At 42.1% G+C, this 23,224-nt stretch carries 28 protein-coding genes and 1 riboswitch; of the genes, 14 read left to right on the top strand and 14 right to left on the bottom strand.

All coding sequences use genetic code 11. The features are described from left to right. Nucleotides 1-155: 155 nt before the first annotated feature. On the top strand, nt 156-1,382 hold the full coding sequence (locus ACSLUK_RS16285) for a DsbA family protein (protein WP_448549743.1): 1,227 nt from the start codon (nt 156-158) through the stop codon (nt 1,380-1,382). Between the two features lie 46 nt (nt 1,383-1,428). Here the strand turns inward: ACSLUK_RS16285 and ACSLUK_RS16280 are convergent, their stop codons facing one another. After that, nucleotides 1,429-1,653 carry a helix-turn-helix domain-containing protein gene (locus ACSLUK_RS16280; RefSeq protein ID WP_448549742.1) on the bottom strand — a complete coding sequence of 75 codons (225 nt, stop codon included), beginning with the start codon at nt 1,651-1,653 and terminating at the stop codon, nt 1,429-1,431. Nucleotides 1,654-1,800: 147 nt separating this feature from the next. Here ACSLUK_RS16280 and ACSLUK_RS16275 point away from each other — a divergent pair, with 147 nt between their 5' ends. The 5 genes from ACSLUK_RS16275 (at nt 1,801) to ACSLUK_RS16255 (ending at nt 6,545) form a co-directional block, all read left to right on the top strand. Then, a complete protein-coding gene (locus ACSLUK_RS16275) occupies nt 1,801-1,998 on the top strand; it encodes a hypothetical protein (RefSeq protein WP_448549740.1) in 198 nt (65 codons plus the stop codon). 254 nt (nt 1,999-2,252) lie between these two features. Continuing rightward, a riboswitch (Lysine riboswitch) is annotated at nt 2,253-2,427 on the top strand. Nucleotides 2,428-2,503: 76 nt separating this feature from the next. Continuing rightward, nucleotides 2,504-3,430 carry a 4-hydroxy-tetrahydrodipicolinate synthase gene (dapA, locus tag ACSLUK_RS16270; protein WP_448549739.1) on the top strand — a complete coding sequence of 309 codons (927 nt, stop codon included), beginning with the start codon at nt 2,504-2,506 and terminating at the stop codon, nt 3,428-3,430. Beyond that, the gene (locus ACSLUK_RS16265; protein WP_448549738.1) at nt 3,430-4,179 is read left to right on the top strand and encodes a 2,3,4,5-tetrahydropyridine-2,6-dicarboxylate N-succinyltransferase; all 750 of its coding nucleotides are present in this window, start codon (nt 3,430-3,432) and stop codon (nt 4,177-4,179) included. The genes dapA and ACSLUK_RS16265 overlap by 1 nt, the downstream gene beginning before the upstream one ends. Nucleotides 4,180-4,188: 9 nt before the next feature. Beyond that, complete coding sequence (locus tag ACSLUK_RS16260) at nt 4,189-5,421, top strand: PLP-dependent decarboxylase (RefSeq protein WP_448549737.1); 1,233 nt, start codon at nt 4,189-4,191, stop codon at nt 5,419-5,421. 32 nt (nt 5,422-5,453) lie between these two features. Next, nucleotides 5,454-6,545: a succinylglutamate desuccinylase/aspartoacylase family protein gene (locus ACSLUK_RS16255; protein ID WP_448549775.1), complete on the top strand. Its 1,092-nt coding sequence runs from the start codon at nt 5,454-5,456 to the stop codon at nt 6,543-6,545. 64 nt (nt 6,546-6,609) lie between these two features. On the opposite strand, the gene yjgA is transcribed toward ACSLUK_RS16255, so the two are convergent. Continuing rightward, the gene (gene yjgA / locus ACSLUK_RS16250) at nt 6,610-7,125 is read right to left on the bottom strand and encodes a ribosome biogenesis factor YjgA (RefSeq protein WP_448549736.1); all 516 of its coding nucleotides are present in this window, start codon (nt 7,123-7,125) and stop codon (nt 6,610-6,612) included. Between the two features lie 107 nt (nt 7,126-7,232). Here yjgA and pmbA point away from each other — a divergent pair, with 107 nt between their 5' ends. Next, a complete protein-coding gene (gene pmbA / locus ACSLUK_RS16245; protein WP_448549734.1) occupies nt 7,233-8,576 on the top strand; it encodes a metalloprotease PmbA in 1,344 nt (447 codons plus the stop codon). An 89-nt stretch (nt 8,577-8,665) separates the two neighbouring features. Here pmbA and mgtE read toward each other — a convergent pair whose 3' ends face one another. The 12 genes from mgtE to ACSLUK_RS16185 form a co-directional block, all read right to left on the bottom strand. Continuing rightward, on the bottom strand, nt 8,666-10,027 hold the full coding sequence (gene mgtE, locus ACSLUK_RS16240; protein WP_448549733.1) for a magnesium transporter: 1,362 nt from the start codon (nt 10,025-10,027) through the stop codon (nt 8,666-8,668). 239 nt (nt 10,028-10,266) lie between these two features. After that, nucleotides 10,267-10,542 carry an HPr family phosphocarrier protein gene (locus ACSLUK_RS16235; protein WP_448549731.1) on the bottom strand — a complete coding sequence of 92 codons (276 nt, stop codon included), beginning with the start codon at nt 10,540-10,542 and terminating at the stop codon, nt 10,267-10,269. Nucleotides 10,543-10,555: 13 nt separating this feature from the next. Beyond that, entirely contained in the window at nt 10,556-11,401 is an 846-nt protein-coding gene (gene rapZ, locus ACSLUK_RS16230; protein ID WP_448549730.1) for an RNase adapter RapZ, read from the bottom strand. A 60-nt stretch (nt 11,402-11,461) separates the two neighbouring features. Next, nucleotides 11,462-11,917: a PTS IIA-like nitrogen regulatory protein PtsN gene (gene ptsN, locus ACSLUK_RS16225; protein ID WP_448549729.1), complete on the bottom strand. Its 456-nt coding sequence runs from the start codon at nt 11,915-11,917 to the stop codon at nt 11,462-11,464. A gap of 26 nt (nt 11,918-11,943) precedes the next feature. After that, entirely contained in the window at nt 11,944-12,231 is a 288-nt protein-coding gene (gene hpf / locus ACSLUK_RS16220) for a ribosome hibernation promoting factor (RefSeq protein WP_448549728.1), read from the bottom strand. A 26-nt stretch (nt 12,232-12,257) separates the two neighbouring features. Continuing rightward, a complete protein-coding gene (locus tag ACSLUK_RS16215; RefSeq protein WP_448549727.1) occupies nt 12,258-13,763 on the bottom strand; it encodes an RNA polymerase factor sigma-54 in 1,506 nt (501 codons plus the stop codon). A 56-nt stretch (nt 13,764-13,819) separates the two neighbouring features. Next, on the bottom strand, nt 13,820-14,551 hold the full coding sequence (gene lptB / locus ACSLUK_RS16210) for an LPS export ABC transporter ATP-binding protein (RefSeq protein WP_448549726.1): 732 nt from the start codon (nt 14,549-14,551) through the stop codon (nt 13,820-13,822). Further along, the gene (gene lptA / locus ACSLUK_RS16205) at nt 14,552-15,040 is read right to left on the bottom strand and encodes a lipopolysaccharide transport periplasmic protein LptA (RefSeq protein ID WP_448549725.1); all 489 of its coding nucleotides are present in this window, start codon (nt 15,038-15,040) and stop codon (nt 14,552-14,554) included. It abuts the gene before it with no gap. Between the two features lies 1 nt (nt 15,041). Beyond that, entirely contained in the window at nt 15,042-15,608 is a 567-nt protein-coding gene (gene lptC / locus ACSLUK_RS16200; protein WP_448549723.1) for an LPS export ABC transporter periplasmic protein LptC, read from the bottom strand. Then, nucleotides 15,605-16,150, bottom strand: coding sequence for a 3-deoxy-manno-octulosonate-8-phosphatase KdsC (gene kdsC / locus ACSLUK_RS16195; RefSeq protein ID WP_448549773.1), 546 nt, complete (start codon nt 16,148-16,150; stop codon nt 15,605-15,607). The genes lptC and kdsC overlap by 4 nt, the downstream gene beginning before the upstream one ends. Beyond that, complete coding sequence (locus ACSLUK_RS16190) at nt 16,150-17,115, bottom strand: KpsF/GutQ family sugar-phosphate isomerase (protein ID WP_448549722.1); 966 nt, start codon at nt 17,113-17,115, stop codon at nt 16,150-16,152. The genes kdsC and ACSLUK_RS16190 overlap by 1 nt, the downstream gene beginning before the upstream one ends. 6 nt (nt 17,116-17,121) lie before the next feature. Further along, nucleotides 17,122-18,105: a calcium/sodium antiporter gene (locus ACSLUK_RS16185; RefSeq protein ID WP_448549721.1), complete on the bottom strand. Its 984-nt coding sequence runs from the start codon at nt 18,103-18,105 to the stop codon at nt 17,122-17,124. Between the two features lie 414 nt (nt 18,106-18,519). Here ACSLUK_RS16185 and mlaF point away from each other — a divergent pair, with 414 nt between their 5' ends. Genes mlaF through murA form a run of 7 tightly spaced genes read left to right on the top strand, consistent with a single transcriptional unit; the run spans nt 18,520 to nt 23,186 of the window. Beyond that, nucleotides 18,520-19,314: a phospholipid ABC transporter ATP-binding protein MlaF gene (gene mlaF / locus ACSLUK_RS16180; RefSeq protein ID WP_448549772.1), complete on the top strand. Its 795-nt coding sequence runs from the start codon at nt 18,520-18,522 to the stop codon at nt 19,312-19,314. 4 nt (nt 19,315-19,318) lie between these two features. After that, a complete protein-coding gene (gene mlaE / locus ACSLUK_RS16175; protein WP_448549720.1) occupies nt 19,319-20,098 on the top strand; it encodes a lipid asymmetry maintenance ABC transporter permease subunit MlaE in 780 nt (259 codons plus the stop codon). 30 nt (nt 20,099-20,128) lie between these two features. After that, on the top strand, nt 20,129-20,599 hold the full coding sequence (gene mlaD / locus ACSLUK_RS16170; protein ID WP_448549719.1) for an outer membrane lipid asymmetry maintenance protein MlaD: 471 nt from the start codon (nt 20,129-20,131) through the stop codon (nt 20,597-20,599). A 19-nt stretch (nt 20,600-20,618) separates the two neighbouring features. Then, the gene (locus ACSLUK_RS16165; RefSeq protein ID WP_448549718.1) at nt 20,619-21,296 is read left to right on the top strand and encodes an MlaC/ttg2D family ABC transporter substrate-binding protein; all 678 of its coding nucleotides are present in this window, start codon (nt 20,619-20,621) and stop codon (nt 21,294-21,296) included. Between the two features lie 8 nt (nt 21,297-21,304). After that, entirely contained in the window at nt 21,305-21,601 is a 297-nt protein-coding gene (locus ACSLUK_RS16160) for an STAS domain-containing protein (protein WP_448549717.1), read from the top strand. A 40-nt stretch (nt 21,602-21,641) separates the two neighbouring features. Beyond that, nucleotides 21,642-21,899 (top strand): BolA family protein, encoded by a 258-nt coding sequence (locus ACSLUK_RS16155; protein ID WP_448549716.1) that lies wholly within the window; start codon nt 21,642-21,644, stop codon nt 21,897-21,899. 21 nt (nt 21,900-21,920) lie between these two features. Beyond that, on the top strand, nt 21,921-23,186 hold the full coding sequence (gene murA, locus ACSLUK_RS16150) for a UDP-N-acetylglucosamine 1-carboxyvinyltransferase (RefSeq protein ID WP_448549715.1): 1,266 nt from the start codon (nt 21,921-21,923) through the stop codon (nt 23,184-23,186). Nucleotides 23,187-23,224 lie beyond the last annotated feature (38 nt).

Raw genomic sequence — 23,224 nt, 5'->3', positions numbered from 1 at the left:
AACATGTGTAATAATGATTCACATTCTACTTGAATATCATTGCAGTACCAAGGTAGCAATACCTATTAATATCGGATAGCGTTTTTGTAAATGGAGACAGAGTTATCTTTTCGAAACAAGTTGCTCGAATCTTTACACACTGGTTAAGAAGTCGATTGCGCAAAACGGCAAAACGTGTTCGGCATACTTTAATCCCTCGATTGCTAGGCGTTCAGCCAAAGGTAGAGGTGTATGTATCGCTCGCTGATCCGCATTGCTTCATGTTGATTCAAGCATTAATGCGAATACAACATAAGTATCAGGTGGCATTCAGTTTTTATCTCGTGACAGATTCATTGCCAGGGACAACTGTTGCGCCAGAGTTGCACCGCCGATGGGCACATGATGATGCTAATCTGGTTGCGAACTTATATGGCTTTGAGCCGGTAGATTCTTTGCCAAATTCTTCGGCCATTATCAGTGGTCAACAATTATGGCAACTTACCGATAAATCAATTAGCGCTATTTTCGAGTTATACAAGCAAACTTGGTCTGATAGCTTCAATGCCAAATATCATCCTTCAACCCCAGTGATTAATCACATCATTAAGAATCAACAACGACTGATACATAAGGGGCATTATCAATCAGGCGCGATGTTCTTTGATGGACAATGGTTTGTTGGCGTAGATCGATTATCTTGCTTAGAAGCGCATCTATGTAACACGGGTTTAAGTGTAGACAAGCATGATTGTGTATTTACCAAGAATGAATTGAGATTTGTTGAGCCGGAAGAATCATGGCAAGCACCGAAACATCCCATTGAAATATATCTATCGCTACGCAGTCCATATTCGTATGTTGGGTTTATGAAAGCATTACGGATGAGTGAGCACTATGGCACAGAATTAGTGATTAAACCTGTGTTGCCACTAATGATGAAAGGTCTGCATGTGCCTCGCAACAAACAAAAATATGTCTATATTGACGCTCACAGAGAGGCATCCAAAGCGGAAATACCATTTTCAAGTTTTACCGACCCTATTGGTAAAGGAATAGTTAATTGTTATCACTTGTATGGCTATGCCAAAAGCCAAAACAAAGCAAAACAGTATATAGAACATGTATTCAAGGCGATTTACGTTGACGGTATCGATGTGGCTGATGAAGAAAATATTGCCAAAATTTGCCAAAAGCTCGAAATAGATTATCAAGCGGCATGGCTGTTCGGAGAGACAGATGACTGGCAAGCATGGGCAGATGCTAATTTTGCAGAAATGGAAGATCGAGGTTTATGGGGGGTACCTTGTATAAAATACGGTGATGATATTTATTGGGGACAAGATCGCCTGCCATTTATTGAAAAGGCTATTCTGGCAGATATTTCTGGCGAAAAACGATAACTAGAAAACCTGTAGCCGAATAAGTAAATAATTCTAAATTATTGATTTACCTTGATTGTTGTGTATTTTCCAATGATATCAAGTCTCCAGGTGTACACTGCAGAACTTGGCAAATCTTAATTAACGTAGAAAACCTAATGGCTTTGGCTCTACCGCATTTGAGTTTTGATAGATTGGCTATGGTTATATCCACTTTTTCCGACAACTCAGTCAGTGTTATTTGTCGTTTTACTAGAAGTAGATCCAAATTTATTTTCAGCGTTACGTCCATTAAACCTCCTATCAATAGTTCAGAAAACTATTTATGTAGATACTATAGTGAGTACTTTATATCGTTTATCGATAAAAACAAGTTGTTTTTCAATAAAGCGTGCTGTATGTTTATTGTGCATTACTTGATTTTCACAAGGAGAGAGATATGTGGGTATTTATTATTGCTGTAATCGCGTTGAGTTATATTGCAACGGTAACTTGGTTGAGTTATCACTTAGGGTGTACTAAAACAGAAAATCCAAAAGCATCTGCAATCATAGGCTTTGTTTTGTCTTTTCTACCACCTCTATGTTTAATTTATCTAATTTGTTTATCGCTAAAAGATGAAGTCGCGACCGTTTGATTTGACATAGCGAGCGGTAAAATCAGTGCAAGCTTGTAATTAGGTCATTCTCGTACTGGGAATCTAGCGGATTAGTCATTGCTAGCGTCAAGTTTCTAAGTTTGGTTAGCAATAGTGTCAATACGAGCAATTACAAGCTAGTACAAAATAATATATGTATACGTTTAGGCGTCTGTTGATCATTTAAAATAAAAGTGATTAAATAGCGCCCGTCCCTTATTTAACACATATTGCTTTCTGCGATATGTCGAAAAAGGGCCAGAAGAGGAGCGTTAACCAGGTAGTTATTGCGAAGAGATCAAACTCTGACGACCAATAATGAGGGGGATTAACGCCGAGGTGAGCACATTTTTGATGGTGTGTTTGCCGGTTGAATTAGGTTGAATCCTATCGACTGTCACCTTCAATAGGTGGAGAGCTTCTGGCCTTTGTTAAGCTCGTGTCGAGATCGGTGCGACCTTAGCAAATGCCCAAAAGTTCTCCGAACATATAGAGTTCGAGAGACATGACAATACAACATATAAAATCAAAGCGTCCGCCCTGTGTGTGGACGGCGCTCATTACGCCATTATCATCAGATGGCTCAGTCGACTTTAATTCCTTATCAAACATAGCAAGAGCTCAAGAAGAAGCGGGTAATGGTATTCTGTTACTTGGCAGCACTGGAGAAGGTCTTGCGCTTTCAGAACATGAGCAGCTAGCCGTTGTTCGCCACGTTTGTCAGCTAGCGCTGTCAGTTCCCATAATGGTGGCCGTGGGAGGCTATCAACTAGCCTTGCAAGAGCGCTGGATACAAGCATGTAATGAACTGCCTGTAAGTGCTTACTTGCTGGCTACGCCATTGTATGCAAAGCCTGGGCCTAGCGGGCTAACGCAGTGGTTTTCAACATTGTTAAACTGCGCACAACACCCTTGTATGTTATATAACGTACCCTCTCGCAGTGGTGTCAATATACCAATTTCAACGGTACAACAGCTCCAAAAACACCCCAATTGTTGGGCGATGAAAGAAGCGAGTGGCGACCTAGCTACATTCTTATCTTATAAGCAACATTGCGCTGAAATCGCTCTTTTTAGTGGTGAAGACGCCATGATGCCTTACTTGGCCGGTGCAGGTGTTGAAGGTTTGGTATCTGTTTCCGCGAATGCATGGCCGAAAGAAACCAGAGCTTATGTAGAAAAAGCACTTCGCAATGAGCACAGCGGATTATTCCCTGTATGGCAAAACGCTGTTGATGCGCTGTTTCAGGTCGCGAATCCAATCCCCGTAAAAGTATTAATGAAAGAAAAAGGAATGATTGCCAGCGCTACATTACGCGCACCGCTTACGGAGCATGAAATTCCGACCAATCATCAGCTACAGCAAGTAGACCAATTAATCGCAAATTGGTTTTTAGAGAATCATCAACAAGTTATTGGAGTACAGTCGTAATGAATTGGCAAGATGTATTAGCCCAGTTAGAAGCAGGAACAGTTAGAGCAGCAAATCAAGACGCTGAAGGAAATTGGCATGCTAATGTCGAAGCGAAGCAAGCAATACTTGCTGCATTTAAAGCTGGAGAAAATATAGAGTTTAACGGTAACTACCAAGGGTTTGTTGATAAACATAACTTGCCAGCTCGCCAGTTTAATACGGCGGACGGCGTACGCCTAGTTCCTGGTGGTTCATCGGTGAGAGCTGGTGCTTATGTAGCCCCTAGCGTGATTATCATGCCGCCGGCCTACATAAATGTTGGCGCATATGTAGACTCGGGCACTATGGTTGATAGCCATGCATTGATAGGTTCTTGTGCGCAAATTGGTAAGAATGTCCATGTATCTGCCGCGGTACAAATTGGCGGAGTTTTGGAGCCGGTTGGTGCGAGCCCTGTTGTCATTGAAGACAATGCTTTTCTGAGCGCGGGTGTCGTCATCGTTGAAGGCGTAGTGGTAAAACAAGGTGCGGTTATAGCGCCTGGCGTTTCGCTGTCAGCGTCTATTCCTGTGTACGACTGCGTTAATGATCGATTATTAGCGAAAGGAGAGCCGATACCAGAACGTGCGGTAGTCGTTTCAGGAACGCGACCGGTTAAAGGGGTTTGGGCGCAAGGTCATGGACTCAATGTAGCATGTGCACTCATCGTTAAATATCGTGACGAGAAAAGTGATGCCTCGTTAGAACTTGAATCTCTGTTACGTTAGGAATTTGAGATGTCGACTTTCTCTTGTGTACCCAATTGGTTAAACCCAGAAATTCGTGAACTTGTTTGTACACATCGTAGCGATAATGCGGAGGAGACCGCATTTTTTGCCTACCATCTAGATGATTTAGCAGCCCATCTTGCACAGTTACAGGCGCAGGATGTAGTTAAATTATGGTTTGCGGTAAAAGCCAATCCATTGTCGCGTGTTATACAAACTTTGCATCAAGCTGGGTTTAACTTTGATGTAGCGAGCACAGGTGAACTCCAGCAAGTGCTTGAACAAGGCGTTAATCCTGAATGCATTCTCAATACAGGTCCTGCAAAATCTGCCGAGCATTTTGCTCATTGTCTATCTCAAGGCGTGAATACTTTTGTCATTGAAAGTGTAAACCAATTGATTTGGCTTGAGCGCGCGGCGCATGCCTTAAATAAATCGCCTCAAGTTTTGTTACGTGTGCAATTGCAATGGTGCGAAGGAGAAAAAAATCCACTTGGCGGTAATGAGTTAACACCATTTGGCCTGTCAATTGATGAATGGCAATCGATTTGCTTGTCTGATTTCCCTTCTCTCAATGTGTGTGGCTTGCATATTTTTCAATGGGGCAACATGTTGTCTAACGAGAAAATGTATAGCCTGTGGCAACAAATGGTACCGCCATTAGTTAACTTAGCGGCCAAGTTGGGCTTTCCGCTAGACATTTTAGATCTCGGTGGTGGGCTAGGTATTGATTATCTGGGGTCAGGCCAAACGTTGTCATGGTCGCAAATAGTTAGCGATTTGGCCAAAATAAAGGCGGAAGCTGGTGTTAAAGAGCTTTGGTTGGAGCTTGGACGATATGCCGTAGCTCAATGCGGTTATTACGTCGTGCCAGTTGTTGATAGAAAAGCCAACTATCAGGCGCAACAGTTGGTGCTGTCAGCTGGCATTAATCATTTACTGCGCCCAGCCATTACTAATCAGCCTTTTCCTGCTGCACTGGCCAGAGCTTCCAAACAAAGCGAAAGCACGTTTCATGTGCATGGCCCACTGTGTACTAGCATGGATAAATTGGGCGAACTGCCATTACCCCATGACGTCGCTGTAGGTGACCAACTCATATTTGGCTATTGTGGCGCATATGGCTTTACCGAAAGTATGCCATTTTTTCTCTGTCACCAACTAGCGGCTGAATATGTCATTGAACATGGCAAATTAGTAGAGATTAGGCCTGCACAACCTGCGTCATCATATTTATATTAGAGGAAATAACAGTGACTGTATTGAAAGAAGTTATGCACGTTGGTGAAATGGCCAGTGGCGCGGCACTTACTGTCCCTATTTACCGCATTAAGGGCAGCGGTGTTGGCCCCAGTGTTTATATTCAGGCCAATATGCATGGTGCAGAAGTACAAGGTAATGCGGTTATTTTTCAATTACTGGAATTATTGCGCAATACTGATGTTTTGGGTGACATAACGCTTGTTCCTTATGCCAACCCTGTCGGTTGTAATCACAAGAATGGTGAATATACCTTAGGTAGGTTTGATCCCATTACTGGCGTGAATTGGAATCGCATGTATCATTTTGACGAAGCAAAAATTAATGCGTTTGCACATCAGGTACTTCATGAAGAGGATGACGGTGTTATTGCTCAGAAATTTCGCGCGAGTTTGCTCAGTCAAATTGATCAAAAACTCGAACATAATCCATATGGATTAACCACAGGACAGCGGATTGCTTATCAATTACAACGTATGGCACATCAGGCTGACTTAGTGCTTGATTTACATACGGGGCCGATTTCAAGTAAGCATTTATATTGTCCCGAATATGCAAGGGAAAGTGCCAGCTATTTCGATATTCCACATACACTACTTATACCGAATGTGTTTGATGGTGCGTTAGATGAAGCAACGTTTTGCCCGTGGTGGACATTGCAATCTTTGTTGCATGAACAAGGACGCAACTTTGTGCATAACAAGGAAAGCTTTACCGTTGAATTGGGATCGCAGGAGCAAATTGACTTGGATGTGGCGCTTGAAGACGCAAGCAGTATCCTCAGTTATCTCCAACATAAAGAAGTGATTGTTTCAGCTAATTTCCTGCCCGCAAAGATGACACGATATGCATGCTACTTGGCGGACTATAAAGCGTTTTATTCGCCTATGGGGGGGATGGTTGATTACTTGGCTGAATTTGGCAAGCCGCTTTCTGCTGGTGAGCCTTTGGCGCGTATACTGCGAATGGATAACTATGGTGATGGTGATCCGTTACATTACATAGCGCTCGATCACGAGGTCATTCCAATACTTCATTTTGCGTCGGCCAGTGTGAACCAAGGCACCGAACTTTATAAAGTATTTAGTAAATTCTTTGTGTTGTAATTGGCTAGTAAGACGATCAGGCTAAAGAACTGCGTAGCCTGATCGTAACATAGAGTGTTGTGTCTTAAAGCATGTGCTCTTTAAGATAAGTAAACAGTGTTTTATAGCCTTTTCCCGGTTTTTCCGCTGATTTTTCTTTATTGGCTTGTCGCACCAATTGGCGAAGTTTCTGGCGTTCCATCGCTGGGTGGTTAGCTAACGCTTCTTCAATTTTTTCGTTGCCTAATGCAATGAGTTCATCGCGATAAGCTTCAAGCATTTCAATTTGCCTCGTTTTTTGCTGGTTCTTATTCGCCATTAAATCAAGCGCTTGATTAATGGGAGCTAAGTCCATCTCTGACAGCATTCGGCTGATAAAGCGTACATGTCTGCTCAGCGCCTCTGGCTTATTGATGATCTTGTCTGCTAGTACCATTGCCTCTAGCAACTCTTCATTTAGTGGTAATTGCTTTCGTTGATGTTTGCTAAGCTTAACTAAACGCATCGCGTAATCTTGCAATTCATGCATTTCGCGTTTTAGTTGCGTTTTACTTTTATAATCTTCATCGAATTCATCGATATCGTGTTCATTGTGCGGCATAATAGAAAAAAATTTAAATCGATAATAAATTGATTATACATAAAAGCACGAAAGCTCGACATAGCTGAGTGCAACCAATTTTAGCGGATAAGGTAAGCATACGTATAATGACGGAATCAAATAACATCGCAGAACAAATGAAACAAGTTGAAGCGCGCGTTGCTGATGCATTGGCTATGGCAAAATCTTTAGGTGCCGATGGTGCGGAAGTGGCGATGAGTCGTCAACAAGGACTAAATGTATGTTCCCGATTAGGTGAAGTAGAAACAGTTGAGTTTACAAATGACGGAGCACTCGGTATTACCGTTTATCAAAATGGACGCAAGGGCAGTGCTTCAACCGCTGATTTGTCAGATGCCGCTATCAAACAGACAGTAACCGCTGCGGTAAATATTGCTAAATATACGTCTGAAGATAAATTTTCCGGCTTGGCTGATAAATCGTTATTAGCGATGGCACCACAAGACTTAGATCTGCATCACCCAAAAGCGATTGATACTGATAAAGCAATTGCGCTTGCGATTGAGTGTGAGCAAGTTGCTCGTGGTTACGACAAACGCATTACCAATTCTGATGGCGCATCACTGGCGTGTTTTGAAGGGTTTAAAGTATATGGTAATAGCAATGGTCAACTGGTCGGTTACCCAAGCTCGCGTCATAGCTTAAGTTGTGTTGTGATTGCGAATGAAAATGACGATATGCAACGAGATTATGCTTATACCGTCAATAGAGACTTTGACTTAATGATGTCGCCAGAACAGGTTGGCGAAAAGGCAGCAAAAGAAACGCTCGCCAGGTTGCACGCAAGAAAAATTGCGACTGCTAAGGTACCTGTAATGTTTCGTGCTGATATCGCAAATACGTTCTGGGGACATTTCATTGCCGCTATCAGTGGTGGCAATTTATATCGCAAGTCATCGTTCTTGTTGGATAGCCTAGGTAAGGAAATTTTTCCTGAATTTTTGCAAATTAATGAACGCCCACATATTAAGAAAGCGTTGGCTAGTAGTGCTTTTGACAGTGAAGGCGTTGCAACGCATGATCGTGAAATCATCAAAGCGGGTAATCTGGAAACTTATCTTTTAACAAGTTATTCGGCACGTAAACTTGGCATGCAAACGACTGGCCATGCAGGTGGCATCCATAATTGGCTGGTTGAGCCAACAGGTGGCGACTTTGACGCAATGTTAAAAACCCTTGGTACAGGCTTACTAGTGACGGAACTGATGGGACAGGGCGTTAATGTCGTGAATGGAGACTATTCACGTGGCGCTGCTGGTTTCTGGGTTGAAAACGGAGAAATCGCTTACCCAGTATCTGAAATTACCATTGCGGGCCGATTGCAGGACATGTTCAAAGGCATAATAGCTGTGGGTAACGACATTGATATGCATGGCAGTATTCGCACTGGGTCTATTATTGTAGACGAAATGCAAGTGGCAGGTAATTAAGCAATAACTTGCAGATTAATTGGTAGTATATCGGAAAAAGCGATGAACATTTTTAATGTTCATCGCTTTTTTAATGGGCTAAACAGCCCTTAATTGGACAATAACAGCGTTGCCGTACCCAAAAAGGCAAAAATACCTACCACATCAGTTACTGTTGTAAGAATTACGCTTCCGGCAAGTGCTGGATCAATTTTCATACGCTTAAGTATTAATGGAATAGAAACCCCGGCAATACCAGCTGCGGTTAAGTTCATTAACATCGCAAATGCGATAATGCCACCGAGTAACAAATCTTGCTGCCAAATTGCGACAACGGTTGCGATCAGAAACGCCCAAATTAAGCCGTTGAGGAAACCGACCGCTAGTTCTTTTATGAGCAATGCTCTCGAGTTACTGTCGCCAACATGGCCCAACGCCATACCACGAATAACCAGTGTCAACGTTTGGTTACCTGCAACCCCGCCCATGCTTGGCACAAGCGAATTTAAAATAGCCAATATGGCTAATTGGCTAAGAATGCCTTCAAACATACTCGATACTGCAACGGCCATTAGGGCGGTTATCAAGTTGACGCCTAACCAGATTGAGCGTTGTTGAGTACTTTTTACAACGGGGGCAAAGGTATCCGCTTCGTCATCTAGACCCGCCATACTCATCATCGAGTGTTCTGCTTCTTCACGAATGATATCGATGACGTCATCAATAGTGATACGGCCTAGTAATCGACCGTCGTTGTCAATAACGGGAGCAGAAAACCAATCGTAGCGTTCAAATAGTTGTGCTACATCATTTTCAGGCATATCGACTGGCACCGCTTCAATTTCTGAATCAATTAGCGTAGAAATTATAACATCGGGTTTGGCAGTAACGATGGTAGATAAACTTACAGAACCAATGAAATGATCTTTTCTGTCGACAACATAAAATGAGTCAGTAGACTCTGGCAATTCACCTTTTAATCGTAAGTAACGTAAAACCACATCAACGCTCACGTCAGGACGCAACGTGATGGTATCGGTATTCATGATACCGCCAGCGGTATCTTCTTCGTAAGATAAGGCTTGCTCTACGCGTCCACGGTCTTGAGAGTCCATAGACAGCAGTACTTCTTGATAAACCGTATCAGGAAGTGTTCTAAGTACTTCGGCTACGTCATCAACATCCATGCCTTCGGCAACCGCGGCCAATTTTTCTGGACGCATGTTTTTGAGGATTCCCTTACGGACTTCCTCGTTGAGCTCTTCTAGAACTTCACCGTGATGATCGGGATCGATAAGCTGCCACAGTATGGTACGACTTTTGGTTGGTGACGATTCAAGTAATAGAGCAAGGTCGTAGGCTGGCATGTTTTGCAATAGTTTTCGAACGTAAACGAACATACCACTGCCGAGGGCTTGGTTTACCTCGAGTAGCTTTTGTTGACCAAAATCTTGTTCAGAAATCTCCGGCATAATACTTTCCTGTGCCGTTATATTAATTGGAATTAATTATTCGAAAAACTATGCACCATAACAAATGCACTGCCACTTAGGCTCAGTGTTATTAGTGTCTACTTATTAAGCGCAACTGTGGTTTTTGGCGCTTGCTTGAATGTAAGTGTATCTTAAGTCGGAAGTTTTAGCAGCTTTTTTATTGCTGTGAAATACTTTACAAGAGGGATAAATGAAGGGGAAGAATTGAATTATGGGGTTTAATCGTCTTCATCAAATTTATCAGAAAACAATTGGCATACTTCGGTAAGAGCCTGTTCAGCGTCCTTACCATCTGTTTCAATCAAAACTTCTTTGCCTTGACCTCCCGCAAGCAACATTAAACCAATAATACTGCTGGCGTCAGCTTCCTTGTTGCCAAGCTTTACTGTGACCTTGGCATCAAATGCCTGACATACTTGCGCTAATTTGGTTGCCGCGCGAGCATGTAATCCTAGCTTATTGGTTATCGTAATCTGTCGCTGAAAGTTTGGCATGGTGTTTCCTAAATTACAGCTCAATATCTCTATGTCTTGATTGAACGTCTGAACGTTCTTTCTTAAGATTCTTCGCTAGCAATTCTGCAATGTATACGGAACGATGCTTTCCACCTGTGCAGCCTATTGCAATCGTGATATAGCTACGGTTGTTGCGTTCAAGGTGTGGTAGCCATGTCATCATAAAGCTATTAATTTGCCAAATAAACTTTGTCACGATAGGTTGGCTTGCAAGAAAATCTTGCACGGGCTGATCTAATCCTGTGTAGGGTTTTAGTTCTTTTTCCCAGAAAGGGTTTGGAAGAAATCGGGCATCAAATACGTAGTCTGCATCTTTTGGGATTCCGTGTTTAAAACCGAAGGATTCAAATACGACAATCATAGTGCCAGTTTTCTTACCTAATATGCGTTCACGGATCATGTCTGCCAGCTGGTGTGGTGATAACTGGCTGGTGTTAAAATATAAATTAGCGCGACTGGCAATAGGTTCCAGTAGCTTTTTTTCCAAAGAAATAGCCTGATCTAATGCAATGTTTTTGCGGATCAATGGGTGTAATCGTCTTGTTTCGCTAAACCTACGAATAAGGTCTACATCTTCTGCGTCCAAATAAAGAATACTCAACTCAACATTATTGGGTAAGTAATCAAGGATTTCTGCGACATCGGAAGGTTCGTCAGGCAAGTTACGTACATCGATACTTACTGCAACAGTTTCATAGTCGTTAATTACTGTATGCGTTAAGGCTGGTAACAAATTAACGGGGATGTTATCAACGCAGTAATAGCCTAAATCTTCCAGAACTCTTAAGGCAACACTCTTGCCCGATCCAGAACGGCCACTAACAATAATTAACTTCATTTAAGGGGTTCCTTGGTAGGTTTGTTATACCTTAACAGAAATGTATGCACGCTACATCTATCAATGGTTGGTTTGCTGTACGAGCGAATACAGTTCATGACTGGTTTCACATTTTCTCGCTTGTTTGCAAATTCGTTTGTCGCTAAACACCTGGGCAATACTTTGCAAAGTACAAAGGTGCTGCTGGCATTGTTCTTCAGGAACAAACAAAGCGATAAAAATATCAACCGGGCGATTATCGATAGAGTCAAAGGAGACAGGTTCAGATGTTGTCACTAATACCGCAATGACTTTCTCCGTATTGGGCAAGCGTCCGTGAGGTATAGCAATGCCATTACCTATGCCGGTAGAACCCATCTTCTCACGCGTAATTAAACTATCGAGTAACTCAAAAGTTGTAGAGCCACTGATGTGTTCAGCGGCTTTCTCACTGATGGTTTCAAGTATTTTTTTCTTGCTAGTCGCTGGGACTGCACATAACGTGCAGTCCTCGGTTAATATTTCATGTAACTTCATAAGGCGTGTGAAGGATTATTACTTCTTTAGTATTGGTTTAATTTGCCTTTGTACTTAAGTACTTGGCGATCAAGTTTATCGATAAGAGAATCAATTGATGCATACATATCGCCATTTTCGGCTTTACCGTGAATTTCAGTACCATTCAAATGTAAAGTTGCTTCGGCGATTTGACTTAATTTTTCAACTGTTAATACGACATACACGTTATTGATATGCTCAAAATGTCGTTCTAGCTTGGCAAATTTCTCATTAACGCATTGGCGAAGTGAATCGGTGATTTCAACATGATGACCTGAAAGATTAATCTGCATATGCGTATTCCTTATCGTTGGGTGAGTTAAAGTAAACTTTTTCGTTGGTTTGAAGGTGGAATAGACAAGGACTCGCGGTACTTAGCTATCGTTCTTCTCGCAACATTTATTCCTTGTTCAGCGAGTAGCTCTGCCATTTTGCTGTCGCTTAGTGGCTTAGCGGGTAGTTCGGCTGCAACAAGTTTTTTGATTAATGCGCGGATAGCTGTCGATGAACATTCACCGCCATTTTCCGTGCTTACATGACTCGAGAAGAAAAACTTCAACTCAAATATGCCTCTCGGAGTATGCATGTATTTTTGTGTGGTAACACGAGATATTGTTGATTCGTGCATATCTACAGCTTCAGCAATATCATTTAAAACCATCGGACGCATCGCTTCAGGGCCATGTTCAAAAAAGCCTTGTTGGCGTTGCACGATACAATTAGACACTTTTAATAAGGTTTCGTTTCGGCTTTCTAAACTTTTAATGAACCATTTAGCTTCTTGGAGATTAGAGCGAATGAATTGGCTGTCCGTGGTCGATTTCATTGAACGAGCCATAGAAGCATACTGTTGGTTAACTGTTAATCGAGGCGCAGTATCAGGGTTTAATTCTACGACCCAGCGACCATTCTTTTTCTCAACAGATACATCCGGTACGATGTATTGATCGTCACCTTTAATTACGCTATCACCAGGGCGAGGATCCAAAGACTGGATTAATCGAATAACTTCACGTAGTTGGTCTTCTTTTAAGCGTGTTTTACGCATTAATTGACGATAGTCACGATTACCCAGTAAGTCGATGTGCTCAGACAATACCACTTTACTTTCTTTTAACCATGGCGTGGCAGGGTCGAATTGATTAAGTTGAATTAATAAACACTCAGAGATAGAGCGAGCGCCAACGCCAACGGGGTCAAACATGTTTATACGCTTGATTACTGCTTCTACTTCATCAACTTCTACGTCTTCGACACCTAAGCTCTCTAGAATATCTTCGGCGGTAACGGTTAAATAACCAGCGTCGTCGATTGCATCGATAATCGCTGTGGCGATTGCGCGATCTGTTTCAGTAAATGGCGTTAAATCCATTTGCCAACGTAAGTGATCTTGAATAGATTCTGTGGTCTCACCTTGATAAGTGTAATCATCTGAAGGGCCAACGCCGCCACTCGATACACCTGCGCTAAAGCTTTCATCCCACGTCGTATCAATATTCAACTCTTCAGGGATATCATTTTTATCCATTGCTTCGGTCGTGGTGATTTCATCAGCCGAAGGCATGGCGTCTTCAGAACCATCGGAACTAGCATTATCGGATGAGTCATTTGATTGTGCTGAAAACGCTTCTTCGAGGTTGTCAGGTTTATCTTCTTGGTTAGTTGGAGCTGATTCATCTACTTCCAGCAATGGATTGCTTTCTAGCGCTTCTTGGATTTCTTGTTGTAAATCCAATGTCGACAATTGCAACAGTTTGATTGCCTGTTGCAATTGTGGGGTCATGGTGAGTTGTTGACCTATTCGAAGTTGCAGAGTAGGGCGCATCTAAAAACTTACTTTCCTGTTATTGTTATTAAACATAATTAGCTGGATTACCTTAACTATAACGTGAATTGTTCACCGAGGTACACATCTCTTACGTGTTGATTCGCAAGAATTTGATCTGCGTCACCCTCAGCAATTAACTCACCATGACTCACAATGTAAGCACGTTCACATACATCGAGCGTCTCTCTTACATTGTGGTCCGTAATGAGAATACCTATACCGCGCATTTTTAAGTGTAGAATAATTTTCTTTATATCTCCTACGGAAATAGGGTCTACACCAGCAAATGGTTCATCTAATAGAATAAATTTAGGATCAGCGGCAAGTGCGCGTGCAATTTCAACACGACGCCTTTCACCACCAGAAAGGCTCATCCCAAGATTATCCTTTATGTGTGAAATATGAAACTCTTCAAGCAGTTGCTCAAGCTTTTCTTCACGTTCTACTTCTGTGAGCGATTTACGTGTTTGCAATATCGACATAATATTGTCGTATACACTCAGCTTTCTGAATATCGACGCTTCTTGAGGCAAATAGCCAATGCCTTGTCGCGCTCTTTCATGCATTGGAAGCAGTGTAATGTCTTCATTATTTAGCGTAATACTTCCGCTATCATTTGGTACCAGACCTACAATCATATAAAACGATGTAGTTTTACCTGCACCATTAGGGCCTAGTAGACCAACAATTTCACCTGCGTTAACAGACAATGAAACATTTTTTACTACACGTCGCCCTTTGTACGCTTTTGCGAGTGCATTCGCAACTAGTACTGATTCACTCATCTATTTTTTCTTCTTTTCTAGATGCTGCGGCTGTAAAACAGTCTCAACCTGTGCATCATCGTCACTCGATGCGTTGACCTGTTCAGTTCTGAAATTGTAGGTGATGGTATCACCCGTCATTTGTGTACCGTCTTGCTCAAGGTACGCATCGCCAGAAATGATGATTAGGCTATTAGCCGGATCATATTTGATTTCATTTGCTTGTAAATTGATGGGGGTTCCATCGGCAAGTGTTCGGCTAAATTTTGCAGGACTACCTTTAGCAATATAAATTTTTTCCTTAGCGTCAGTCGAGGTAATAACCTGTACCAAATCGGCATTGATCACAAGAGAGCCTTGTGTAATAACCACGTTTTCTATGTAGCTAAATATTTTCTTCTTTAAATCACCGTCTTGGCTTTCAGATTTTATGATAACTTCTTGATCAAAGTCACTTACTTCAGCAGATATTGCGGTAGGTGAAGTCGCGACGGTAAGGCTAAGCGCCAAACTAAGAGTTAGATTTCTTGTAAATCGTTTGTACATGTTCATTCAATGTCATTTGTGTAGTGTTTAAGTCAACAACGAGTCCTGAGCCGTATATGGTAAATCCGTTGCCGATAATCATAATTGCTTGTTCTGAACTTAGTACATTCGTACGTAAATTCAGCTCCAAGTAGCTACCGTGAATTTCTCGCACCAAACTACTGGCGTCAGTAGACATAAGTGTTACGCGGTTCTCAAGTTTCACGAGGTTATTACTATAAAGGGTGCCATCAATGGCACTGACTTTCCAAGGTGCTTCGCCACCTTTTGGATATAGCGTGTATTTGGGCTGATCAAAGTGGGTAACTTCGTAATCTGCAAAATGCTCCATACGTTTGGCGTCAATATTGTACGCAAGTTTACCTTCTTTGTTATATATATCGCTGCTCAGCGTTTCCGCGATAAAATCAGGTGCGATATCATTGTCTAGATCGGTCAATGTTGGTTGTTTAGATTGATGCCATTCAACAACGGCATATATCAATATGGCAAACACAAAGAAAGAGAATGCTGCGCCATAGAGTCGATTCATATACTTGCACCCTTTGCATGCGCAAGTGTTCCTTGAGCCAGCATCATTAAATCACAAACTTCTCTTACTGCACCAAAGCCACCGCGAATAGTTGTTGTATAGTCGGCCATCGCTTTAATAGTCGGGTGGGCATCATTAACCGCGATGCTTAAGCCAACAAAGTTCATACATTCAAAATCTGGCATGTCATCGCCTATGTAGGCGACTTGTTCTGGGGAAATGTTTAGCGATTGAATCAGTTCGACTAAGCAAGGCAATTTGTCTTCTTTGCCTTGAATAATATGCTTAACATTCAGAGCTGACATACGTGTTTGCACGATATTCGATTGTCGTCCAGTGATAACTGCAACATCAACGCCACTGGCACCAAGTGCTTTAACGCCAAATCCATCTTTGGTGTGGAATGCCTTCAGCTCTTCGCCATCATTTCCCAAATAAATACGGCCATCAGAGAATACGCCGTCGATATCACAAACAAACAATTTTATAGCTTTTGCTTTTTCGATGAATTGGTCGGCGACTGCACCGTAAAGTGTTTGCATCACAGCACCCCTGCACTAAGTAAATCATGCATGTTCATAGCACCAATGGGATGATTGGCATCATCGACAATAATAAGACCATTGATCTTTTTGTCTTCCATCACTTTAAGTGCTTGGGCTGCGAGCATTTCTGCTTTGGCAACAGTTGGTTGGCGAGTCATAACAGATGCAATCTCATCTTTATGTATATCTATTCTTTCATCAAGAATACGCCTTAAATCGCCGTCCGTAAACAGGCCAATAAGTTTTTGATTATCGTCGACTACTGCTGTCATCCCCAAACCTTTAAGTGACATTTCTACCAATGCGTCTTTTATGAGTACATTCTTGGTCACAATGGGTAAACGTTCTCCAACATGCATAATGTCGGCAAGTCTAAGCAAAAGGCGTTTTCCTAAGCTACCACCAGGGTGTGAAAGAGCAAAGTCTTCAGCGGTAAAATCGCGCGCGTTGAGTAAAGCGACTGCCATGGCATCACCCATAACTAAGGTAGCCGTCGTACTAGATGTTGGTGCGAGACCCAAAGGACAAGCTTCTTGGGAAACACCGACATTGACATGTACGTCAGAAAGTTTGGCCAACGTTGACTTATTATTGCCAGTAAGCGCAATTAGCTTTGCTCCGATGCGTTTTATCACCGGCATAATCTGTACAACTTCACCGGTTTCACCAGAATTGGATATCGCTAACACGACATCATCACTGGTGATCATACCTAAGTCACCGTGACTCGCTTCACCGGGATGAACGAAGAATGATGGTGTGCCAGTACTGGCGAGAGTCGCTGCTATTTTTCCACCAATATGTCCAGATTTCCCCATGCCAATAACGATGACTCGCCCAGAGCAACTAAACATTAATTCGCAGGCATAGTTGAAATCATCATCAATAAAGGTACGCAAGTCTGCAACAGCTTGTTGTTCAATATCGATAACTTTAAGGCCTTGGGAGATAAAATCTTTCATGAACGATTAACCTTTTAGCTGGCTGAATAACAGCAGTTGATAGGCAATAAATACCATTACTAATATGCCGCCTTTTAGGCGCGTAATACGGAAGTTTCCTGACTTACGACTAAAGCAAGCTAGGAATAGTAAAAAGGTGACGCCGAGCATATACGGTGCGTCTCGCAAAGCGGCGTTGCTGTCAATATTACCTGGCGCAATAATGCCGGGTAATGAAAGTACCGCCAAAATATTAAAGATATTGGAACCAATGATATTGCCAAGTGCGAGATCGTCTTCTTTTTTGATGATACTCATAATACTGGCAGCCAACTCAGGTAAGCTGGTGCCTATGGCAATAACTGTCAGACCTATTACTAGATCACTAATGCCAAATGCCCGCGCAATAAATACGGATGAATCAACTAAGTAAGTGGCGCTCAATGGCAGTAAAACCATTCCCGTTGCCAACCAAAAGAGTGACCAGCCAGTGCTAACGGCCTCAGGAACCTCTTGCTCTGCTTCGATAATCATCGCATCGTCTAAAGCATGGTTTTTTGCCCCATTTAATGTAATCAACAATAAGGTTGCTATGTAAGTAAAAAAACCAATCATTAGTATCCAACCTTCAGTATGGCTGAAGTATTGGTCAAAAAGCATCCAGTAGGCTAATCCTGTGATTCCTAATACTAAGGGTAACTCGCGTTTTACCGTGGCAGATGATACAAGCAAAGGTTGAAAGAGCGCAGTAATACCAAGTACGAGTGCAATATTAGTAATATTGGAACCTATGGCGTTACCAACAGCGGTGTCGACATTACCTTGAAAGGAAGCTGTCGCTGCAATCATCATTTCTGGCGCAGAAGACCCCATGGCAACAATAGTTAAACCAATGATCATGGGGGAAATACCGAAATTTCTCGCAATAGAAGAGGCACCGAAAACGAACTTGTCGGCACTCCAAACAAGTGTCACCAAGGAAATAAGTAAAATTAAAATCTGTACAAGCATCAAAAACTCCCAATTGAACCGCGAATTGTCGCTGGTTGTGACATAAAAAAAAAGAGTTATTCGTGTTTGTTATGAAAAAAACATGAATAATGCAGGTTTCTATTAGTTTTTCGCCATTATTTTTGGATAAAAGCGCATTAACTTGTACTGACTCCTTGTAAATCGACAACCCTAGCCATATTTAATTCACTCTACTTTGTCTGAAAATTAGCTTAGTTGTGGCGTAATGCCTTATAAATAATCGAGGCGAGGAGCTAATCTTTCAAGGGGGGCTTACACTTTCTTACGCATTGATACGTTTTCTTACTAATTTTCTAACAATTTATTCGGTATTTTCTAATGAAGAATTTGCGTGGCTAAGGTAGAATTCCGCCTTTAATGCATAAAGTTAACATGACGCTTGATGAAGGATCTATGTCGGATACAATAGTCGATATTCAAAACATGACGTTTAAACGCGAAGAACGCGTTATATACGACAATATCAGCCTAACCATTCCGAAAGGCAAGGTTACTGCCATCATGGGGCCAAGTGGTATCGGTAAAACAACATTGCTAAGACTGATAGGAGGGCAAATTCGCCCCGAGTCTGGGCAAATACTGTTTGATGGCCAAAATATACCTTCACTGAGTCGCAACGAGTTGTATCAAGCACGTCAACGTATGAGCATGCTATTTCAAAGTGGTGCATTATTTACCGATATGTCTGTCTACGACAATATCGCGTTTCCTATTAGAGAGCACACGCAGTTATCAGAAGCTTTAATTGAAAAGATGGTGTTGATGAAACTCGAAGCTGTTGGCTTACGAGGTGCGCGCCATTTAAAACCAAGTGAGTTATCTGGTGGGATGGCGCGTAGAGCTGCATTGGCTAGAGCGATTGCTCTCGACCCAGAGCTTATCATGTATGATGAACCCTTTGCCGGTCAAGATCCGATATCAATGGGAGTTATCGTTAAATTAATCAGAGAGTTAAGTGATGCACTTGGCTTGACTTCTGTTGTGGTTTCGCATGATGTGCCTGAAGTAATGAGTATTGCAGATTACATCTACATTATTGCTGAGCAAAAAATTATTGGCCACGGAACACCTGACGAAATCAGGCAGCAAACATCACCTTTAGTTCAACAATTTGTAAAGGGTGAATCTGATGGGCCAGTACCTTTTCATTTTAAAGCTGCACCGTATATGCAGGAATTAATCGGGTAATTAAATGGTTGGAGCTATTCAAAGTTTAGGACGTAACATTATCGGACAAGTGTCCGGCTTAGGCCGCGCGCTGTTAATGTTAATGTCAGCATTGTTGCGTGTGCCAAATTTTCGCAAAGGGTACCCGCTGCTGGTCAATCAGCTTTACTCTGTTGGTGTACTGTCGTTGGTGATCATTGTGGTATCCGGCACATTCATCGGCATGGTACTAGCGCTGCAAGGGTATACCATACTGGTTGGCTATGGTGCTGAAGCGAGTTTAGGGCCTATGGTCGCGCTTTCATTATTACGTGAACTAGGGCCTGTAGTTTCAGCACTCTTGTTTGCTGGTAGGGCAGGCTCAGCATTAACAGCTGAAATAGGCCTTATGAAGGCGACCGAACAATTATCGAGTCTTGAAATGATGGCCGTTGATCCGCTTCGCAGGGTCATAGCGCCAAGGTTTTGGGCAGGGTTTATTAGTTTACCTTTATTAGCAGCGGTGTTCTCAGCGGTTGGAATTCTAGGTGCTCACTTAGTTGGTGTGGATTGGCTAGGTGTTGATAGCGGTACTTTCTGGTCGGTAATGCAAGCACAAGTATCATTTGAAGGTGACATTTTAAATGGCATCATTAAAAGCTTAGTGTTTGCATTTGTCGTCACTTGGATCGCGGTATATAAAGGTTATGACTGTGAGCCAACATCTGAGGGAATTAGCCGTGCTACGACAGCAACGGTGGTACAGTCATCGCTATTGGTTTTAGGTTTAGATTTTATTTTGACTGCATTAATGTTTGCTAAATAAATGCGGTATTTTTTGGGGTAGGTGAAAGACATGGTGTCTAAAAAGGTAGAGTTATTTGTCGGATTTTTTGCTGCGATAGGTATTGCAGCACTACTTATGCTGGCATTAAAAGTTGCAGATAGCGGAATTTCGGGTAATGGAGAAACTTACCAGCTGTATGCTAAGTTTGACAATATTGGTAGCTTGAAAGTTAGGTCGCCGATAAAAGTTGGTGGTGTTGTGGTTGGCAGAGTAAGTAAGATAGCGCTAGACCCAGAAGATTATACGCCAGTTGTTACATTGGATATTTACGCGCAGTACAATAACTTTTCGGAAGCGACGTCTGTATCTATTTTAACTGCAGGTTTGCTAGGTGAACAGTATTTGGGTTTGTTGCCTGGGTTTATAGATGAGTCAGTTGATACACTAGGGCCAGGCGATTATATCGAAGACACAAAGCCTGCGTTGGTGCTGGAAGAGTTAATTGGACAGTTTTTATTTAGTCAGGGAAGCGGTGATTAATTTGCCATTGGGAATGAATATGAAAAAGATAACTAAATCCTTATTGGTTGCCTTGTCGTTAACAAGTTTAACAATGGCATTACCTACAGTTTCTGCTGCACCATTCGTAGCAGAAGCAGGGCCTTCAGCCCGTGTTGACAAAAATGATCCGTATAAGATGATCGAAACTGTGGCTGATATTACCTTCAAGCGGTTTGCTGCCGAGCAAGAAATGATTCGAAAAAATCCGAATCTGCTCAAGAATATCGTGCGTGAAGAGTTGATGCCTTACGTCAACTACAAATATGCAGCGTTCAAAGTGATTGGTAATAATTTCAAAAAAACGAATAAACAAGAGCGTGCAGAGTTTGTCCCAGTTTTTAGAGACTATTTAATAACGTCTTATGCGCAAGTTTTTACCTTATACAAGAATCAGCAAGTAAATTTTGCTCCTGCGAAAGACTTTAGTAACGATAAAGTTGTTGCGGTAAACACAACTGTAATAGAGCCAGGCCGAGCACCGATTGATATCTCATTTCGCGTGCGAAAAGACAAAAAGACAAAAGAGTGGAAAGCCTATGACATGGTTGCTGAAGGGATTAGTTTACTTGACAGCAAACAAGCCGAGCTGAGTAGCTTAATTCGTCAAAAAGGTTTGGCTCACGTTACAAAAATGCTCAGAGAACAAGCCGCAAAAGACATCGTTTTTAAGGATTAGTAGATATTGTGAGTGCAACAAAACTTCAACTTAATGGCAATGTACTAGCGATAGAGGGTGAGTTAACTCGCCATACTATTACGCGTGGGTTTGAAAAAGCGGGAAATAAGTTTCAGTCTACCGCTTTGACGGCTGTTGATCTGTCACACGTCCCCCGTGTCGACACCGCCGGTTTAGCTTGGCTTTTATCTTTAGTTGAGTGTGCAAAACGGACTGGCAATGAGCTCAGCTTCTCGCCTGTAAGCCATGACTTATTAAAGTTGGCAAAATTAACTGGCGTTGAATCTTTCTTGCAGCGCCAATAACACATATAATCTCCGCTACGCTTTTTATTCGGAGATATATGTGGAAGTTTCAGAAATAGAAAAAATTATCAATGATGCGCTCGAATTAAACGAACTACACGTAAAATTCGATGGCTCTCAATGTGCAATTATAGCTGTAGCAGATTTTTTTGGTGAGATGAGCCGAGTGAAAAAGCAACAGACAGTATTTGCTCCCTTAAAGCAAGCTATCGCTGATGGCGCTATTCATGCCGTTTCAATCAAAACATTTACCACGTCTGATTGGCAGCGTGAGAAAATGTTCAATTTACCGTTATAACGAGCAAAGAAGAAGACTCTTTTGGATGCATTTAAAATAACAGGTGGCAACAAGCTATCTGGTGAAGTAAAAATTTCAGGCGCAAAGAATTCTGCGTTACCGATTCTTATGGCAACTTTATTGTCAAATGAGCCAATTACTATTAGTAATGTACCGCGATTAAACGATATTGACACGACGGTAAAACTGTTAGGTCAGTTAGGTGCTAACGTAGAGTGGACATCTGAAAATGAGTTATGCATAGATGCTAGCTCAGTGACTCAGCATAAAGCTTCTTATGAACTTGTCAAAACGATGCGCGCTTCAATACTCGTACTTGGACCGTTGCTTGCCCGGTTTGGGCACGCAGAAGTGTCATTGCCTGGTGGATGTGCAATTGGTGCTCGCCCAGTTAACTTGCATATTCAAGGCTTGAAGGCAATGGGTGCCGATATAGAAGTAGAAAATGGCTATATCGTGGCAAAAAATAATGGTCGCCTTAAAGGGGCTACTATTTTTATGGACACGGTTAGTGTTACTGGTACCGAAAATCTTATGATGGCTGCTGCAATCGCTGACGGTACAACCATCATCGAGAATGCAGCACGCGAACCAGAGATTATTGATCTTGCTAATTGTTTGAATGCCATGGGGGCAAAAATTAGTGGTGCTGGTACTGATATGTTAACTATTGAAGGTGTCGAAAATTTAAATGGTAAGCATTATCGTGTGATGCCAGACAGAATTGAGACGGGTACCTTTTTAGTTGCTGCTGCTGTAACACAAGGTCATGTGAAGTGTATTAATACAGATCCTAGCGCACTTGATGCTGTGCTAAGCAAACTCAAAGAAGCTGGTGCAACTATTGATGTTGGTGAAGATTGGATTGAGCTGTCTATGACAGGTAGACCAAAAGCCGTTAACATTAAAACCGCTCCGCACCCGGCGTTTCCAACAGATATGCAGGCACAATTTGTGGCATTAAACTGTATTGCCCAAGGGACTGCGACTACTACAGAAACGATCTTTGAAAACCGATTCATGCATGTACCTGAACTACAGCGCATGGGAGCTAAAATTAGCTTAGAAGGTAATACCGCGATTTCAACAGGCGTGGATCGTCTTACTGGTGCACAGGTGATGGCGACCGATTTGCGTGCTTCAGCAAGCTTGGTTATTGCAGGTTTAGTGGCTGAAACCGAAACACAAGTAGATCGTATTTATCATATCGATCGTGGCTACCAACATATTGAAGATAAGCTTCAAGCGTTAGGTGCTAATATAACGCGCATTGTTGCTCAACAGTGATCCGTTAATAGAATATGCTAGTTCGCAATGTTGAACTA

The organism is Thalassotalea fusca, assembly GCF_053485835.1.
This window is presented reverse-complemented; position numbering and strand designations above follow the sequence as displayed.

Coding starts and splice junctions, on each gene's coding strand:
- ACSLUK_RS16280 (WP_448549742.1), bottom strand. CDS start 1,653: ATGGACGTAACGCTGAAAATAAATTTGGATCTACTTCTAGTAAAACGA.
- ACSLUK_RS16275 (WP_448549740.1), top strand. CDS start 1,801: ATGTGGGTATTTATTATTGCTGTAATCGCGTTGAGTTATATTGCAACG.
- dapA (WP_448549739.1), top strand. CDS start 2,504: ATGACAATACAACATATAAAATCAAAGCGTCCGCCCTGTGTGTGGACG.
- ACSLUK_RS16265 (WP_448549738.1), top strand. CDS start 3,430: ATGAATTGGCAAGATGTATTAGCCCAGTTAGAAGCAGGAACAGTTAGA.
- ACSLUK_RS16260 (WP_448549737.1), top strand. CDS start 4,189: ATGTCGACTTTCTCTTGTGTACCCAATTGGTTAAACCCAGAAATTCGT.
- ACSLUK_RS16255 (WP_448549775.1), top strand. CDS start 5,454: ATGCACGTTGGTGAAATGGCCAGTGGCGCGGCACTTACTGTCCCTATT.
- yjgA (WP_448549736.1), bottom strand. CDS start 7,125: ATGCCGCACAATGAACACGATATCGATGAATTCGATGAAGATTATAAA.
- pmbA (WP_448549734.1), top strand. CDS start 7,233: ATGACGGAATCAAATAACATCGCAGAACAAATGAAACAAGTTGAAGCG.
- mgtE (WP_448549733.1), bottom strand. CDS start 10,027: ATGCCGGAGATTTCTGAACAAGATTTTGGTCAACAAAAGCTACTCGAG.
- ACSLUK_RS16235 (WP_448549731.1), bottom strand. CDS start 10,542: ATGCCAAACTTTCAGCGACAGATTACGATAACCAATAAGCTAGGATTA.
- rapZ (WP_448549730.1), bottom strand. CDS start 11,401: ATGAAGTTAATTATTGTTAGTGGCCGTTCTGGATCGGGCAAGAGTGTT.
- ptsN (WP_448549729.1), bottom strand. CDS start 11,917: ATGAAGTTACATGAAATATTAACCGAGGACTGCACGTTATGTGCAGTC.
- hpf (WP_448549728.1), bottom strand. CDS start 12,231: ATGCAGATTAATCTTTCAGGTCATCATGTTGAAATCACCGATTCACTT.
- ACSLUK_RS16215 (WP_448549727.1), bottom strand. CDS start 13,763: ATGCGCCCTACTCTGCAACTTCGAATAGGTCAACAACTCACCATGACC.
- lptB (WP_448549726.1), bottom strand. CDS start 14,551: ATGAGTGAATCAGTACTAGTTGCGAATGCACTCGCAAAAGCGTACAAA.
- lptC (WP_448549723.1), bottom strand. CDS start 15,608: ATGAATCGACTCTATGGCGCAGCATTCTCTTTCTTTGTGTTTGCCATA.
- kdsC (WP_448549773.1), bottom strand. CDS start 16,150: ATGCAAACACTTTACGGTGCAGTCGCCGACCAATTCATCGAAAAAGCA.
- ACSLUK_RS16190 (WP_448549722.1), bottom strand. CDS start 17,115: ATGAAAGATTTTATCTCCCAAGGCCTTAAAGTTATCGATATTGAACAA.
- ACSLUK_RS16185 (WP_448549721.1), bottom strand. CDS start 18,105: ATGCTTGTACAGATTTTAATTTTACTTATTTCCTTGGTGACACTTGTT.
- mlaF (WP_448549772.1), top strand. CDS start 18,520: ATGTCGGATACAATAGTCGATATTCAAAACATGACGTTTAAACGCGAA.
- mlaE (WP_448549720.1), top strand. CDS start 19,319: ATGGTTGGAGCTATTCAAAGTTTAGGACGTAACATTATCGGACAAGTG.
- mlaD (WP_448549719.1), top strand. CDS start 20,129: ATGGTGTCTAAAAAGGTAGAGTTATTTGTCGGATTTTTTGCTGCGATA.
- ACSLUK_RS16165 (WP_448549718.1), top strand. CDS start 20,619: ATGAAAAAGATAACTAAATCCTTATTGGTTGCCTTGTCGTTAACAAGT.